Consider the following 16,113-nt stretch of genomic DNA (forward strand, 5'->3'; position numbering starts at 1 on the left):
TAGAAGATTTGATTGTTTATGATATTCCTTTATGAATTACTAAAGTTAAATAATTATGATTTAAAAGACTGTTAATACATAGGTTTCGCATAAAAAGTATTGGCAGAAGTTGTGTATTTGCAATAGTTCACATCCATTTCCCAAAAATTGATATGGTCTAAGTTTTCTGCACCGCTAGGTACTAACATGAGTGATGCTTTTCCGTCCACCAAATGACGTGAATCGGGATGGTATCTGTTATCAAGAGTTGTGTCTAAATAGAATAAATAGTCGTTTACAAAATTCACATAGCCTATTTTAGAGGTTTTTGTCTTTTCTGCTGCTAGACTTAGGAGTTCGAATTTGTCAAAATTTGTACTGATGGCATGTTGAAATTCTACAGCATTTAGAGGAACTCCATCCAAGCTTGGCATCACATCAAATTGTCCGTCAATAAACACCCATTTTTGCAAATCATTCAAATAGACTTCTGTGGCTACATGTCCTGGCGGATTTTTTCGTGTTTTGGCATCTGCTGTTTTTAAGTATACCGTTCGTGCTTTGAAACCCAATGCATTCAACTGATCGCGCAATACGATGGCATACGCAAAACACGGAAAACGCCCGCCTGCTTCGGCTTCTTGCAATATAGAAATGGCATCATTTTTTTTGGGTGAATTGTTTCCGCTGTGTTTCCAACGATTGTTTGTCCAATGCAATACCTGCAATACTTTTTCCGTATCGTTGGATGCATTGGATAGTGTCAATGGATATGCTTTTTTCAAATTTTCCAGATAGTCACTTTTTCCACGTTGATATTTGATTTTTATGGTGGATTCGTCTGTATTAGTATGACTGATCGCTTCTGTTTTAAAAGGAATTCCTGTAATAATCGTATGCGCCAAAATAGTATCGTTTAGTTGTACGTAGAAGTCTTTACTAGTATTGGGTTTCACATCAAACTGAATACTGTCAATATCGGTTTTAAAGGTAAAAGCAGCTTTAGATCCGTAACAAATGATTTCGAGTGTATCATGTGCCACGTGTGGTGCAATACTCCATCGCCCCGCAAACCATTCTGTATCTACTTTATAGGCTGTTTCTGTGGAAGTTGCTTTGATGACAGGTGGTTTTTTGTCGATTTCTTTTTTGTCTGATGCACAGGCAATCATCATAAATACTCCTAAAAGAATGGCGATGTTTCGTTTCATGTTGTTGGTTTTAAAGAGTTCATAACAAATAAACTTCTTTTTTTTAAGATTAGTATTTGAAATTTTTGATTATCTCCTATAATTCCGTGAATTATCATGTATGTATTATACCAATTTACATTTAAAATGGTATTAGTCCTTTTTCTTTTTCTTTAGATTGATCAAGACAATTCCTAAAATAACAATGAGTGAACCAAAATATTGTAGGAGCGTCAATTTTTCATTCAAAAATAGTACGGCTAGAATGATGGTAGAAATAGGTCCAATTGCGGCAATGATGGCAAAGTTTGAAGAGCTAATCCGTTTGATGGATTCAGACACTAAAAAAGAAGGAATTACCGTCGCAAAACACGCAATTAGAAATCCTAATAAATAGACCTGCCATGGAAAATGAAAGATGTCAAAGCTTCCCACAATTCCATAGTGTACAAATACACACATACAAGATACCAACATCACATAGGCTGTAAATTTTACCACGCCAAATTTTGGAATCAACCAGCCACTTCCCACTAAATAAGAAGCATAGGTTACCGCACTTAATAAAATGAATGCACCACCGATGTACGTATCCGTTCCAGAAAATTGTACTTCTTGTCCAAACGCAATGATGATTCCTATATACGTAATGCTGATGGCAAGCAACTGCTTGGAGGTTATTTTTGTTTTTAAGAAAAAGCGATTTAAGAGCAATACAATGGTGGGATATAAAAACAAAATAATGCGCTCAAGACTCGCTTTGATGTAGGTAAGTCCAATAAAATCGAACAGACTCGCCAAATAGTATCCTACAAAACCAAAGACAAATATCCACAAGTAGTCTTTGCGTGTTGTAACAATGGGTTGTTCTTTGTTTCTATATGCATACGCAATAGCAAGATATATGGGAAAAGCAAAAAGCATGCGTAGTACTAAAGCATCCAAGGCGTTTACTTCATAGCTATACATAAGTTTTACCATTACAGCTTTTGAAGAAAACAGTACAATGCCTAAGATACCGATACTTATGCCGTACAGCAACGCTTTGTTAGATTTCATCACGCAAAAGTAATATCCTTTTTTGCAACACTTTTGTGAATTGAACTCATATTACAATGCTCAAGCCAGTAAGACTATTAAAAAAACGAACTTTTATACGTTGAATAAGAAGTGCATTACATCGCCATCGCTTACTACATACGTTTTCCCTTCTATGTAAAGTTTCCCTGCTTCTTTTACTTTGTTTTCGGTTCCATACTGAACGTAATCGTTATATTTGATTACTTCTGCACGAATGAATCCTTTTTCGAAGTCAGTATGTATTACACCAGCCGCTTGCGGTGCTGTAGCACCAATTTTGATGGTCCAAGCACGTACTTCTTTTTCACCAGCGGTAAAGTATGTTTGTAAATTTAAAAGTTTGTATGCCGCACGAATCAAACGAGAAACGCCTGGTTCTTGCAATCCGATGTCTTCTAAGAACATCTGACGTTCTTCATAGTCTTCCAATTCTGCAATGTCAGCTTCCGTTCCAACGGCTAATACAATAATTTCAGCATCTTCATCTTTTACCGCTTCACGAACTTGGTCAACATACGCATTTCCAGATTTTGCCGAAGCTTCATCCACATTGCAAACGTATAAGATTGGTTTTGCCGTCAACAATTGAAAACCTTGCATCAATTCTGCTTCATCATCGGTAACTTCTACGGCTCTTGCAGAAATACCTTGTTCTAAGAATGATTTGAATTTTTCCAAAGTAGCTTGTTCTTTCTGTGCTTCTTTGTTTCCTGTTTTGGCTGCTCTTTTGACTTTTTCAAGGCGTTTTTCAACCGTTTCTAAGTCTTTTAGCTGCAATTCGATATCAATGGTTTCCTTGTCGCGAATTGGATCTACGCTTCCATCAACATGTACAATATTATCATTATCAAAACAGCGCAATACGTGCATGATGGCATGACACTCACGAATGTTTCCTAAGAACTGATTTCCCAATCCTTCCCCTTTACTTGCGCCACGTACCAATCCTGCAATATCTACAATTTCAACCGTCGCTGGAAGCACGCGTTGTGGATTTACTAATTCTTCTAACTTTTGCAACCGTGGGTCTGGTACATTTACCACTCCCAAATTCGGTTCAATCGTACAGAATGGAAAGTTTGCACTTTGCGCTTTCGCACTTGATAAACAATTAAATAAGGTTGATTTTCCAACGTTCGGTAATCCTACAATTCCAGCTTTCATGTTGATGATAAAATTTTAGTGGTGCAAATATAGTTTTTTTGTTGATTTGTCTATTCGTTTGTTTGTTTTTTGTGGATTGTTTTTTTGGTATTCGGAAGCTTCACTTTTGAATATTTTTTGTTGTTTGCTTTTCGTTTTATGTGTATTTTGATTTTTTAGCAATGCCTAACAACTGAAAACCAACAACCAGTTACCAAGATTATAGTTTTTAAAGGCGACACTATTGTGTTCATATTATTGTACTATTTTTATTTCAGAAAAAACTACAGTCATTTCAGAAAAGCTAAAAAAAGATATGTTGGTTTTTGATGTATCTTTGATTTCAAATCTCTTATACATTGTTAAAGTATCTCTATTTTTGGTTTTGCTTGCTTGCAAGTGCTTATGCCATAGCCCAACAGCCTGCTTCTATCCATCTTACCGAGAAAGATGGCTTGCCAGATATTGAGTTTTACAATATTACAGAAGATTCTAAAAACTATATTTGGCTGGCTTCTGATAAAGGTCTGTACAGATATAATGGACGAAGTTTTGAATACTACGTCCATTCAAGCCAAAAAGGAAACGCTGTTTTTGGCACAAAAGAAGATCATCTCGGTAGAATATGGTGCAACAATATCTCTGGGCAGTTTTTTTACACTGAAAATGAAGCATTAAAATTGTTTATCGATTTGGGCGATAAACTTTACGGTGAGCTTGCAGAATTTATTGTTACTAAAAAAGAACTTATAGTGTTTGCAGGCAACATTATAAGAATAAATTTAGAAACAAAAGCAATTACACAGGTGTCAAATAATCACGTGTTTTTGGGTGCTATTGAAGAAATATCAGACGGTTATCTATACAGTAGAGAAAAATATATTATCAATGCTAACAAATCGTTAGTTACACGCGATAGCTTGCAGATTACTACTTTTCTTCGCAACCTTTATGATGCTGGTATAAAGGATAAAATTAGAATTGCATCCAATGAAAAAATTAATTTGTGTTATTTCTTAAAAAACGGTCGAAACGAATTCTACAGGTTTGATATCAAAAAAACAGCATGTAACCCCATTTCTATACCAAATCAATTACAAGATAGAAGAATATTTGACACTTATTTTCACGATGATACGATTTGGTTTTCCACAGATTTGGGACTCTATATTTGCCGAATAACCAATAATAATTTAGTATTAGATGATATCTACTTTAAAGATAAATTTATAACGAAGGTTATTAAGGATAGTGAAGCTAATTATTGGATAATAACGAAAGGCGATGGTATTTTCATTATTCCAAATATCAATATTCATAAATATGAAAATAAAGACGAAAAACTGAATATTACGCATCTCGAAAAATTAAAAAAACATTTGATGGTATTTGGCACGACAGATGGAAAAGTAGGTGTCTTACATACTAAAGAGTTGCAAGTTTCTATCATAGATTCTAGGAGTTCATCAAGAGTTACGGAGATTAAAAGCCTACCAAAATCTAACGAAACTTTTGTGATAAAAGAAGATGCTTCTTTTAAGTTAGATCATAAGACTGAAAAGATTAAAAAATTATACTCTTTCGAATTTGATGGAGCAAAAAGTCTTTCAAAAATTAATGATTCGGCTTATGTGTTGTCGTCTTACAGGCTTGCCAAAATAGTGGATGATGAGTATAAATTTGTAAAAAATATTGCAGACAAACGTTCTTACGCAAACTACTATTCTACAACAGCTAAAAACATATATGTTGCTACCGTTGATGGTTTGTACGCGTATAATAATAAATTACACAAAACACCCATTTTTTACAAAAACAAGCCTATTTATGCCAAAGATATTGTAGAAACTGAGGATCAAAAAATTTGGGTATCTACATTTAATGATGGAGTTTTTTGTATTAAAGGAACTGTGGTAATAGACTATTTTGGCACAGATGATGGCTTACTTTCTAAACGTATTAGTACCATCAAAAATGATGAAAATTATTTATGGATTGCTACAGAGCAAGGCATACAATATTTACATTCGCCCAGTAAAGCTTTTAAAAATCTAACCAAGCAAAATGGAGTTCCATCTTATCGTATAAGTGATATAGAAATTGATGAAGATAGAGTGCTTTTTGCTACCAATACAGGTTTTTTTAGTGTCGATAAAACTAAGGCCTTTAAGGGCACTAAAATTCCAAAGGTGTATATAAACGAGGTTAGTATCGGATTGAAAAGTATGGCATTGCGCGATCAATACAAATTTGACTATGATGAAAATTCTATAAAAATTAGCTTTAATGCCAATGGTTTTAATAGTTTTTTAAATAACAAATATGAGTTTAGACTACTTGGACAAAGTAATGTGTGGCAAACTGATAATAACGGATCAAACTCTGTGATTTATTACGGTTTACCAAGTGGTGATTATACCTTTGAAGTAAGATCTGTTTTGGCAAATAATAGCGATACCGATAGTATTGATAGCGTGCATTTTAGTATCTCAAAACCTTTTTGGCGAGAGTGGTGGTTTTATATAGGTTTAATTTTTAGTGCTGTATTAGCTGCTTTCGCTCTTTTTAAAAGAAAAATTAACGCACTTAAAAAAGAGCAATCTGAAATTCTTGAAAAAGAGCTTATAAACAAACAACTGATTCTTTCGCAATTGGAAAATTTACGTTCACAGATGAATCCTCACTTTATCTTTAACGCACTTAATTCGATACAAGAATATATCGTATTTAACGAGAAAGAATTAGCAAGCTCTTACCTCATAAAATTCTCAAGACTTATTCGCATATATTTAGAACATAGTAGAGATAGTGAAGTGTTTCTTTCCGAAGAACTTAACGCCTTAAATATTTATTTAGAACTAGAAAAAAACAGGTTTGAGGAGGTATTGGAGTTTACTATTAACGTTGAAAAATCAATCCATACAAATACCATTAAAATTCCTTCGTTATTTATACAACCGTATGTTGAAAATGCGTTAAAGCATGGATTACTTCATAAAATAGAGGATCGTAAACTCATTATCGATTTTACAATGCATAGCGACACATCAATACTCTTTTGTTGTATTAAAGATAATGGTATTGGCATAAAAGCCTCGAAAGCAATAAATCAAGCACAAAATCCACAGCATAAGTCTTTTGCCACTAGTGCTAATGAAAAGCGTGTGGAGTTGTTGAACGCTAATAGAGTAGAAAAAATTAAAGTAGAAACCAAAAGTACAAATAAAGGTACTGAAGTGTTAATAACAATACCCATTACATAAATGAAAGCATTAATCATTGATGATGAAAATAAAGCAAGACGTCTTCTTCAACACTTATTAGAAGAGCATCATCCAGAAATCAAAGCTATAGAAACAGCATCAAATTTGGAGTCTGGAATTACGATTATACAATCACAAAAACCAGATATAGTCTATTTAGATATTGAAATGCCTAAATATTCAGGACTCCAGATATTAAATTTATTGGGGGAATCAGAGATAGATTTTCAAATTATTTTCACCACTGCTTATAATAAATATGCCGTAGAGGCTTTTAAGCTTTCTGCAATAGATTATTTATTAAAACCTATTGACATTACAGAGCTAAAAACAGCAACTTATAAAGCGATAACTGCAGTAAAAGAACATACAATAAACCACCAATTGCAAGATTTAAAAAAAGCATTTAACCAATTGGCTTTAAACAAAATTGCATTGGAAATACCCAAAGGTATCATCTTTGTGTCACATGATGAAATTGTACTTTTTGAAGCCGATGGCATGTATACCAAAGTACATTTAGAAAACCGAACTACAGAACTTATTTGTAAACCTTTAAAGCACTTTGTAGCCCAATTACATCAATTACCCATATTTTACAAACCACATCGTTCATATTTAGTAAACCTAAAACACATTAAAGAACTTTCTAAAAGAGATGGGCAGCATTTGATTATGAGTAATAATAAAACCATCCCAATATCAAAAGATAAACGAGATGAGTTTATGTTGGTGATTAAAGAAGTATTTAACACTTAAATATGATTTAGCAAAAAACAGATTGTTTTCAGAAATAAATTTTCAAAAATGCCACAACTATGTGGCATTTTTGTGTTATACAAAACGTATTTACAGATGAAAACAATTAAAATTACTTTACTCGCATTTTTATCAACGTTAAGTTGTTATGCGCAACAAACATTCTACGAACAGTTAAAAGCCAATGGCAACGATGCAATATATTGCACGTATTACAGGTATAATGCCACTTCAGAAGTATATACACCTGGTGAAAAAGGAGCTGAAGTAAACATAAAGCTTATTGAGATAAAAGGGATTCCTATTGGGTTTAAAGCCTTTGATGTGCAAACGGGAAAATATCTTTTTGGTTTTGATGAAGTACAAAACTATGGCAGAGCCGACCATTACCCTATAACTAAAATGATGAAACATAAATACGATACAGAGGCTTATGCCATGATTGATGGATCTATGTATAAATTTAGTGTAGATAAAGATCATATTTTAAAACCTGTGAGTCTATGGGAAGCTTATGTTTTAAAACGTCCAGAGTCTATGAAAGTAGATAATAACGGAAAGAAAAAATCTAAAAAGAAAGGCTTTTTAAAACGAGTAAAAAATATTGGGAAAGCAGGTTCAATGTCTAGTAGCCCAGAAAAGAAATATCTGCGAAATCTCGATATAAAAACCTTAGTGAACGATTATGAAAAGAGCATGAGAGCGAAGCAACAGTCTTACAAACTAAGTTCTAAAGACAAGCTAAATATTGCTGCTATTCAAAAATTTAGAAAAGAGGGAAAAGACTTCGTAAAACGTTATAACGATTCAATTTACAATTCGCCCAAGGAAGTTGAAAATAGACGTAAGTGGGCTAGAATTAATGCAGGAACTTCATTAAGCGTTACAAACAACAAAAAAACCACTGTATGGATTAGTTCCTCAATAGACAACTTTAGCAATACTAAAATCAATGCAGGAGGACAAGCTAATGCTGATTGTAGAAGCGATTTGTATTACTTTTTTAGCGATAAAAAAGGCGCAAAAGCGTATCAATTTTACAGTGCAAATAGTTCATGTGGCTCTTCGGCAACAATCAATTAATTATTTGTTATATCTCCAAACAAAAAACAACTAAAAAATGAATTTCAACCAAAAAGATAAAATTGAAATATTTGAAAATGCAATAAGTTGGGTTGTTGTACTTGCAATGTTAATTTATGGTTGTGCCAAATTATTTCAATTTGAAGGAGCTGCCGAAATTGACAAAACGGTATCTGAAATGACCGGATTTGAATTAATGTGGGCTTTTTACGGGTATTCCCAACCATTTGCTATTACATTGGGAGTTTTTGAAGTAGTTGGCGGAATTCTCATTCTTATAAAAAAAACACGCCTTCTTGGATGTTTGTTGATATCTAGTATATTAATCAATGTTATTTTTCAAGACATTTACTTCGGAGTTCATGTTGGTGCTTTGAAAGCTGCCATTCTTTATCAAGTACTCATCTTGATTATTTTGTGGCTGAATAGAGAAAAGTTAATCCGAAGTATAAAAACATTATTAGAAACACATAGAACTCAACAACCGAAAGCAAAATTTTTTGCAAAACTTATCATTGCTTTTGGAATTTTCGTCGGTTTGAGAATAGTAGAATATTATGTAACAATAAAATGATAAGCCTCAGAAGTGGTGTTGAAGTCTCAGAATTCACACATAATACGAACCGTAAGTTTAAATTAGAGGAATACTTTATAAAAAGTATGAAAAATTGTATGCTAAACACTAGTCATCATGACCGATAAAAGCATGCATATAATCAACACAGCTTTTAAGGATTTGTAACCTATACTTATTCAGAAAAAAATATACCACTTTCAGAAAGAATACTTCCAGAATGCCTTGTAACAGAGGCATTTTTGTTGCATCAAATTTTTAAAATAATTCACAATGAAAACAAAATTACTTTTACTAAAACTATTTTTAACTCTTTCAGTTACAGCACAACAGGTTTACTATACAATCCCTGGTGCTAATGGTAATAACGGTCAGGTTAGGGATATTATTACATCTGGTTCAACTCTATACGTAAGTGTTGGAGCGTATTCAAACACTGGGACATTTCCTCTTAGAAAAGCTATTTTATCGTTAAATACGACTCAGTCTTCTGTAAGTGCTCAAGAAGTATTTATAGGTTCGTCTCCAGGAGTAGCAAATCTTGCACTTAATCAAAATATACTTCGAGTTAATGGTGGATTATCAAACATCGATTTTTATGATATAGATTTGAATCAAGCCTTACCAACGACACCTACTATTGTCTCTGGGCTACCAGTTACGGGTATTCACAACCATGTATTTTATCAAAATAACTTTATTTATGCTTCTAACATTGGTAATAGTACTACTTTAGAATTATTCTTACCATTACAAACCTTAAACATACCTAGTGTCTTATGGGATGCTGAAGTGCTTAACGATACCTTGTATTATACCACCAGCGATAATACAAACCTATATGCTATCGACTTAACTAGTGCCACAGCCACACCGCAGATTGTACATACTGATATAGATGAAATTGTAGCCATAGAAGTTTCTGCAAACTACATTCACTACGGTACTTTTCAAGGTGCCAAAATAAAGCGTTTAAACAGAACTACGAATGCCGTAACTACTTTGGCAACCATACCGCCGTCTGGGAATACATTTGTAGATTTTCCGCGCGCTGTTGAAGTCATAGGAAATCAAGTTTTTTATGCACCCGGCGCAGGAGAATTGTATGCTATTGTCGATAATACGCTAAGTATAAACGATTTCGACACTACTAAGCTTACCGTTTTTCCAAACCCTGTTATTGATCAATTACATGTGACGGCTGACACTACCATAAAATCCTTTAGTATTTTCTCTGTTTTAGGAAAGGAAATAATGATTGGAGATTCACCAACAACGATTGATGTGTCACAACTAAAATCAGGTATGTATTTTATTAAAATTAATTCTGAAAAAGGCAGTATTACCAAACAATTTATAAAGAAATAACAGGTATAGAAAAATCTACATCACTTTCAGAAAAAAACTCAATAAAAACGCTCTTTACTCTGAGATATTTGTCTCAAAGTCAAACACTTCAAGGCAAGCCCACGAAGCATTCAATAAAAACTGTTTAAACATTTCGACGCAAGTGTCGGAGCATTTTAAATCTCGATTATCGAGTAACATATAAATTTATTATGAAAACTAAATTACTTCTCATTTTACTAGTCACCAATTTTATTTCTTGGTCACAAGTCACAACATTTGATAATTTACCTACGCCGCCAAGATCGTTACAAGAAAGTAATGGATTGCTGTATGCACGATTAAACGCTGAAATTAGAGTTTGGAATTCTCTTCCACAAAACACTGACAATGCTGTTGTTGGTGCAAGTACAGGGTTTGCCGACGGTTTCGTAGTGGAGAATGATATTATTTACTTTACCGATGAGAACTCAGATTTCGTGATAAGCTGGGACACAAACAATTTCACACAGTCTTTTTTAGGAAACAATCTAAATGGTAGAAACCCAGATTATATAACCATTGTTAACGGAACAGACATGTATATAACAGCCGAAACTATAGGTGGTGGTGGCGGTCCAAAAGAATTACTTTTGTATGATAGTGCTACAGATAGTTTTAATGCTGTCGCAGCATTAGGCAACGAAATAATCTCTGGAATACTAAACGAAGGTGACATAATTTACATAATCACACGTGCTGGTTTATTATTACATATTGACACCTCCAATCCCGCGTATCCAGTAAGTACTTTAAATACTAATTTAGGGAATGATCCGCATGGTTTAGAAATCGTTAATAACTTAATTTATTATACAGACCGCAGTCCTGGAGTTCTAAAAACGGTATCAAAAACGATTGTTAACGATACACCACAAACAGTAGCGACAGGTTTGAGTTTGCCAACAGATGTAAGACAAGTTGGTAATACGTTATACATATCAGATAGAACAAACAATACCATCTATACCTATGTGCCAACCTGTGTTGTAAACATCCCTGATCCTATTTTCAAAACTGCATTACTAAATCATGGAAGTACCATAACTGGGGCTAATATCAGTGTCATTGATACCAATGGTGATGGTGAAATACAATGCGCAGAAGCATCTGCATACACAGGACATTTAATTCTTAATAGTAATGTTGCCAATGGCATCAGTAATGTAACAGGAATTGAAGCTTTTACCAGTACACCTTATATATTATTAGACGGACAATCATTAGTAACCGCAATAGACGTTTCAAACAATACGGCATTGACTTTTTTGAGTATAAGAAATAATGCTTTAACAAGTATAGATATAAGCCAAAATACTGCTTTAGAAACCCTAGATGTTGCTGCAAATAACCTTACGACTTTAGATGTTAGCCAAAATACGTTATTAGCAACTCTTTCAATAGGAGAGAATAACTTGTCATCCATTGATTTAAGTGCAAATCCTAGTTTAGATAGCTTTTTCACGACAGGGAATCCAAGTTTACAAACCATAGATTTTAGTGCTAATGCTAATCTATTCAGAATTAGTATTGACAATTCAGCAATCACGGATTTAGATTTATCAAATAATTCTGGATTAGGCGAAGTTGAAGCTTACGACAACTCCAATTTAGCATCCGTAAACGTAGCTAATGGCAACAATGTGGCAATTACATTAGCCGATTTTACAAACAATACTGCTCTCAGTTGTATACAAATTGATACTGGTTTTACGCCTCCGTCTTCTAGTTGGTTTAAAGATGCTTCTGCCAATTACAGTGCCGATTGTAGTAGTTTGAGTGTAGATGATTTTAATAGTAACAATAAAATTAAAATCTATCCCAATCCTGCAAAAAATAATTTATACATAGAATCAAATCAACAAATTGAGACAATAGAAATTTACACACTATTAGGTGAGAAAGTAGTAGAAGCAAAAACGACTACTATTAACATTTCAAATCTAAATTCGGGGATCTATCTCATAAAAATAATTAGTTTGAACCGTAATGTCTTGACTAAAAAATTTATCAAAAATTAAATAAAAATCATTGCCAAACCAGTTCCTAAAATTGGTTTGGCGAGTTGGTTTTTAGATGAAACATACTACACACCATCCGTCAAGGCAATTCTTACCACATTTCTATATACCCATCGCATTACTAATCTTAAAAATTTATTCATGAAAACGATCCTAATATACAGTAGTTTACTTCTTTTTTCACTTCAATTGTATTCTCAAAGTGCTGTACCAACTGATAAAATAAACGGAACTTATTATGTATTGGAAGCAGAGCGAGGTGCCAATACCAAAATTTTTGAATATGGGCAGCATAATAATGCCAAACTATTATTAATAGCTGCATGTAAGCAATGCATACCAGGAACATACACATACCAAAAAGAGGCAAGCGAAGAATTACAAAGAGCAGTGTTTTACAATTCTACAGGATTATATGTGTTTCAATACGATGATGAAAGCTTTGTAATGATAATGCTGAATGCATCTGAAGACGCAGAATGGACCGATTTTTATTTTTCAAATTTTTACAGTAAGAACAAAGCAAAAGTTAAAAATATGTCTAAAGAAAAAATAAAGAAATTTATTCTTAAAATTTCAGGCTAACTAAACTTCTCGAAACTTAAAAGAAGATTAAACTAGCCTACATAACGATTGACTTTAACTATATATTAATCGCTGATAGAATTTATTGAATCCATCATTAAAAAAGCAAACGAAATCAACTCACAACTGAAAACCATATAATTTCAAAGCATATTTTTGTTAAATACAGTGTAACCGTTTTGAATTGGGCAACAAATAGTTGATTTTTGTGTTTTAAACCAATCCAAAAAAAAACAAATGTTTCGATTTTCCAACCTAATCCTTTCTGTGTTTTTCATGAGCTTTTTTATGATGAATGCACAAGAAAAAATTTCACTCTCGTATTATTTACCACAAGATGTTACGTATAATAAAGAGATTCCAACACCTGAAAGTGTAATTGGTCACGAAGTAGGAAAATGGCATGTAACGCATGACAAGTTGGTGATGTACATGAAAACGTTGGCGGCTAGTTCGGATCGAATTACGATAGAAGATCGCGGAAAAACGTTTGAAGATCGTCCTATTTTACTATTGACAGTGACTGCGCCTGCAAATCATCAAAATATCGAAAATATCCGCAAAGAACATCTCTCACTGACGGAAAGTAACGGACAAAATAAAGATGTGTCCAACATGCCAATCGTGGTATATCAAGGATTTTCCATTCACGGAAATGAAGCTAGTGGTAGTAATGCAGCATTGGCACTCGCCTATTATTTGGCTGCTGCCGAAGGCGATCAAATTTATAACTTACTCAATAATACCGTAATTCTTTTAGATCCATCATTTAATCCTGATGGGTTGCAACGTTTTGCAGGTTGGGTAAACATGCACAAAAGCAAACATTTAATCAGCGATCCGCAAGACAGAGAGTTTGACGAATCTTGGCCGCGCGGACGTACAAATCACTATTGGTTTGATATGAACCGTGATTGGTTGCCTGTACAATTGCCAGAATCGAGAGCGCGTATTGAAACCTTTCACAATTGGATGCCAAACATTTTGACAGATCACCACGAAATGGGCTCAAATTCTACCTTCTTCTTTCAACCTGGAATTCCATCACGTACGCATCCACTAACGCCACAAATGAATCAAGATTTAACCAAAGAAATTGCAACCTATCATGCAAAAGCCTTTGACAAAATTGGTTCTTTATACTATACCGAAGAGAGTTTTGACGATTTTTATTATGGAAAAGGCTCTACATTCCCAGACATTAACGGAAGTATCGGAATCTTATTTGAGCAAGGAAGTGCCCGCGGACACATTCAGGAGAGTGAAAATGGTGTCATCACCTTTCCGTTTGCCATTCGAAATCAATTCACAGCGGCATTGTCTACGCTCGAAGCTGCCAAAAATATGCGCACGACTATTCTACGATATCAAAGTCAATTCTATGGAAATGCAAGAAAAGAAGCGGCGCGAACAAACGCAAAAGCCTATATTTTTGGGGATGAGAAAGACGCGGCAAAAGCATATCATTTAGCCGAAATTTTAAAGCGTCACCAAATTAAAGTACACGAAATACAGAATGATTTTTCTGTAAATGATACCAAATACAAGAAAGGTACAAGTTATATTGTACCAAAAAATCAACGTCAACACCGTTTGATTAATGCCATTTTTGAGAAGCGCACACAGTTTCAAGACAGTTTATTTTACGATATTTCTGCATGGACGTTTCCATTGGCGTTCAATGTTTCGTATGATGAATTGTCTTCTTTGAACAATGCAGGAAGTGAAATTAACGACTTAAAAGCACCCACAGGAACCTTGCAAGGAACTGGAAACTATGCCTTTTTATTTGAATGGAACGAATACTATTCGCCAAAAGCCTTGGCAAAAATTAAAGCAAAAGGTTTGCGTGCCAAAGTAGCGATGCAACCTTTTACTTTGGAAGGCGTGACGTATGATTATGGAACGATTATGGTGCCTGTGCAGAATCAGAAGTTGAATTTGCAAGAAATGCGTACATTTTTACGAACAATTGCAAAAGAAAGTCACCTCAACATTACGGCAGTTTCTTCTGGTTTGACCGAAGGCATTGATTTGGGAAGTAATAATTTTGAAGCGATCATTCAACCAAAAGTTGCCATGATTATTGGTGAAAATGTTACTTCGTATGATGCGGGTGAAATTTGGCATTTGTTCGATCAGCGTTATGAAATTCCGCTGACCAAGCTAGATGCACGTAATTTTGGGTATATGGATTTGTCAAAATATACACATATTATTTTGCCGAATGTATATTCACTACAAAAAGACATCACCAACAAACTTAAAGATTGGGTAAAAAATGGCGGAACGTTGATTGCGTATAGAAATTCAGTTCGGTATTTGAACTCCAACAATTTCATGAAGCTCGATATTAAGAAAACGGAGATTGACGCAAAAAATGTTTCATTTGCACAACGCAGAGATCATAACGGCGCACAAGTAATTGGTGGTGCTATTTTTAATACCAAGATTGACCGTTCGCATCCAATTAATTTTGGCTATTTAAATAATGAATTGCCAATGTTTCGCAACACGACTATTTTTGTGAATCCGCATGAGAAAAGTTACAACAATCCAATTCAGTATACAGAATCGCCTTTATTAAGCGGTTATATTTCTGAAGAAAATTTGGAGCATTTGAAAAATACTGTTCCTTTTCAAACCTCTACAATGGGCGGCGGACGCGTGATTGCTTTTACGGACAACACCAACTTTAGAGCATTTTGGTATGGAACAAATAAATTGTTGATGAATGCAATTTTCTTTTCAGGGATGATGTAGTTTGGACGCGCTTTGCTTTTAGAAGTTAGACCATGCTAACGCACTTTTAGGCTTGTTGTTTGTTGTTTGTTGTTTGTTGTTTGTTGTTTGTTGTTTGTAAGGTTAAAAACTACCTTTTTGCTTCAAAACGTAAACTGTTAAACTTATAAACTCAGAAACCCATTGAATCCGTCATTACGAGGAGCAATAGCGACGTAGTAATCTGTATATTGTAAAACACAATTGCTATTTGAAGTCACAAATTGCCGTGACAATGTCTCGCAAAGGCGTTTCAAAAAGCTTCTACA

Annotated in this window: 11 protein-coding genes; 8 read left to right on the forward strand and 3 right to left on the reverse strand. The window is 34.1% G+C overall.

Translation table 11 applies throughout. From position 1 onward, the window contains the following. Nucleotides 1-71: 71 nt before the first annotated feature. The 3 genes from KORDIASMS9_RS17875 to ychF all read right to left on the reverse strand — a co-directional run bounded on the left by KORDIASMS9_RS17875 (nucleotide 72) and on the right by ychF (nucleotide 3,413). Nucleotides 72-1,190, reverse strand: a complete 1,119-nt coding sequence (locus tag KORDIASMS9_RS17875) for a transglutaminase domain-containing protein (RefSeq protein WP_114904157.1) — start codon at nucleotides 1,188-1,190, stop codon at nucleotides 72-74. 132 nt (nucleotides 1,191-1,322) lie between these two features. Beyond that, complete coding sequence (locus KORDIASMS9_RS17880) at nucleotides 1,323-2,228, reverse strand: DMT family transporter (protein WP_114904158.1); 906 nt, start codon at nucleotides 2,226-2,228, stop codon at nucleotides 1,323-1,325. Nucleotides 2,229-2,321: 93 nt separating this feature from the next. Further along, on the reverse strand, nucleotides 2,322-3,413 hold the full coding sequence (ychF, locus tag KORDIASMS9_RS17885; protein WP_114904159.1) for a redox-regulated ATPase YchF: 1,092 nt from the start codon (nucleotides 3,411-3,413) through the stop codon (nucleotides 2,322-2,324). 338 nt (nucleotides 3,414-3,751) lie between these two features. Here ychF and KORDIASMS9_RS17890 point away from each other — a divergent pair, with 338 nt between their 5' ends. The 8 genes from KORDIASMS9_RS17890 to KORDIASMS9_RS17925 all read left to right on the forward strand — a co-directional run bounded on the left by KORDIASMS9_RS17890 (nucleotide 3,752) and on the right by KORDIASMS9_RS17925 (nucleotide 15,826). Beyond that, nucleotides 3,752-6,655: a histidine kinase gene (locus tag KORDIASMS9_RS17890; RefSeq protein ID WP_114904160.1), complete on the forward strand. Its 2,904-nt coding sequence runs from the start codon at nucleotides 3,752-3,754 to the stop codon at nucleotides 6,653-6,655. Then, nucleotides 6,656-7,414 (forward strand): LytTR family DNA-binding domain-containing protein, encoded by a 759-nt coding sequence (locus tag KORDIASMS9_RS17895; protein ID WP_114904161.1) that lies wholly within the window; start codon nucleotides 6,656-6,658, stop codon nucleotides 7,412-7,414. Between the two features lie 96 nt (nucleotides 7,415-7,510). Beyond that, nucleotides 7,511-8,497 carry a hypothetical protein gene (locus KORDIASMS9_RS17900; RefSeq protein ID WP_162820030.1) on the forward strand — a complete coding sequence of 329 codons (987 nt, stop codon included), beginning with the start codon at nucleotides 7,511-7,513 and terminating at the stop codon, nucleotides 8,495-8,497. Between the two features lie 37 nt (nucleotides 8,498-8,534). Beyond that, on the forward strand, nucleotides 8,535-9,071 hold the full coding sequence (locus KORDIASMS9_RS17905; protein WP_114904163.1) for a MauE/DoxX family redox-associated membrane protein: 537 nt from the start codon (nucleotides 8,535-8,537) through the stop codon (nucleotides 9,069-9,071). Between the two features lie 273 nt (nucleotides 9,072-9,344). Next, nucleotides 9,345-10,439: a T9SS type A sorting domain-containing protein gene (locus KORDIASMS9_RS17910; protein WP_114904164.1), complete on the forward strand. Its 1,095-nt coding sequence runs from the start codon at nucleotides 9,345-9,347 to the stop codon at nucleotides 10,437-10,439. A 191-nt stretch (nucleotides 10,440-10,630) separates the two neighbouring features. After that, entirely contained in the window at nucleotides 10,631-12,478 is a 1,848-nt protein-coding gene (locus KORDIASMS9_RS17915) for a T9SS type A sorting domain-containing protein (RefSeq protein ID WP_114904165.1), read from the forward strand. Nucleotides 12,479-12,619: 141 nt separating this feature from the next. Continuing rightward, a complete protein-coding gene (locus tag KORDIASMS9_RS17920) occupies nucleotides 12,620-13,063 on the forward strand; it encodes a hypothetical protein (protein ID WP_162820031.1) in 444 nt (147 codons plus the stop codon). Between the two features lie 237 nt (nucleotides 13,064-13,300). Beyond that, on the forward strand, nucleotides 13,301-15,826 hold the full coding sequence (locus KORDIASMS9_RS17925; protein ID WP_114904167.1) for a M14 family metallopeptidase: 2,526 nt from the start codon (nucleotides 13,301-13,303) through the stop codon (nucleotides 15,824-15,826). Nucleotides 15,827-16,113: the final 287 nt, after the last annotated feature.

The sequence above is a fragment of the Kordia sp. SMS9 genome, from assembly GCF_003352465.1.
Taxonomy (GTDB): Bacteria; Bacteroidota; Bacteroidia; order Flavobacteriales; family Flavobacteriaceae; genus Kordia.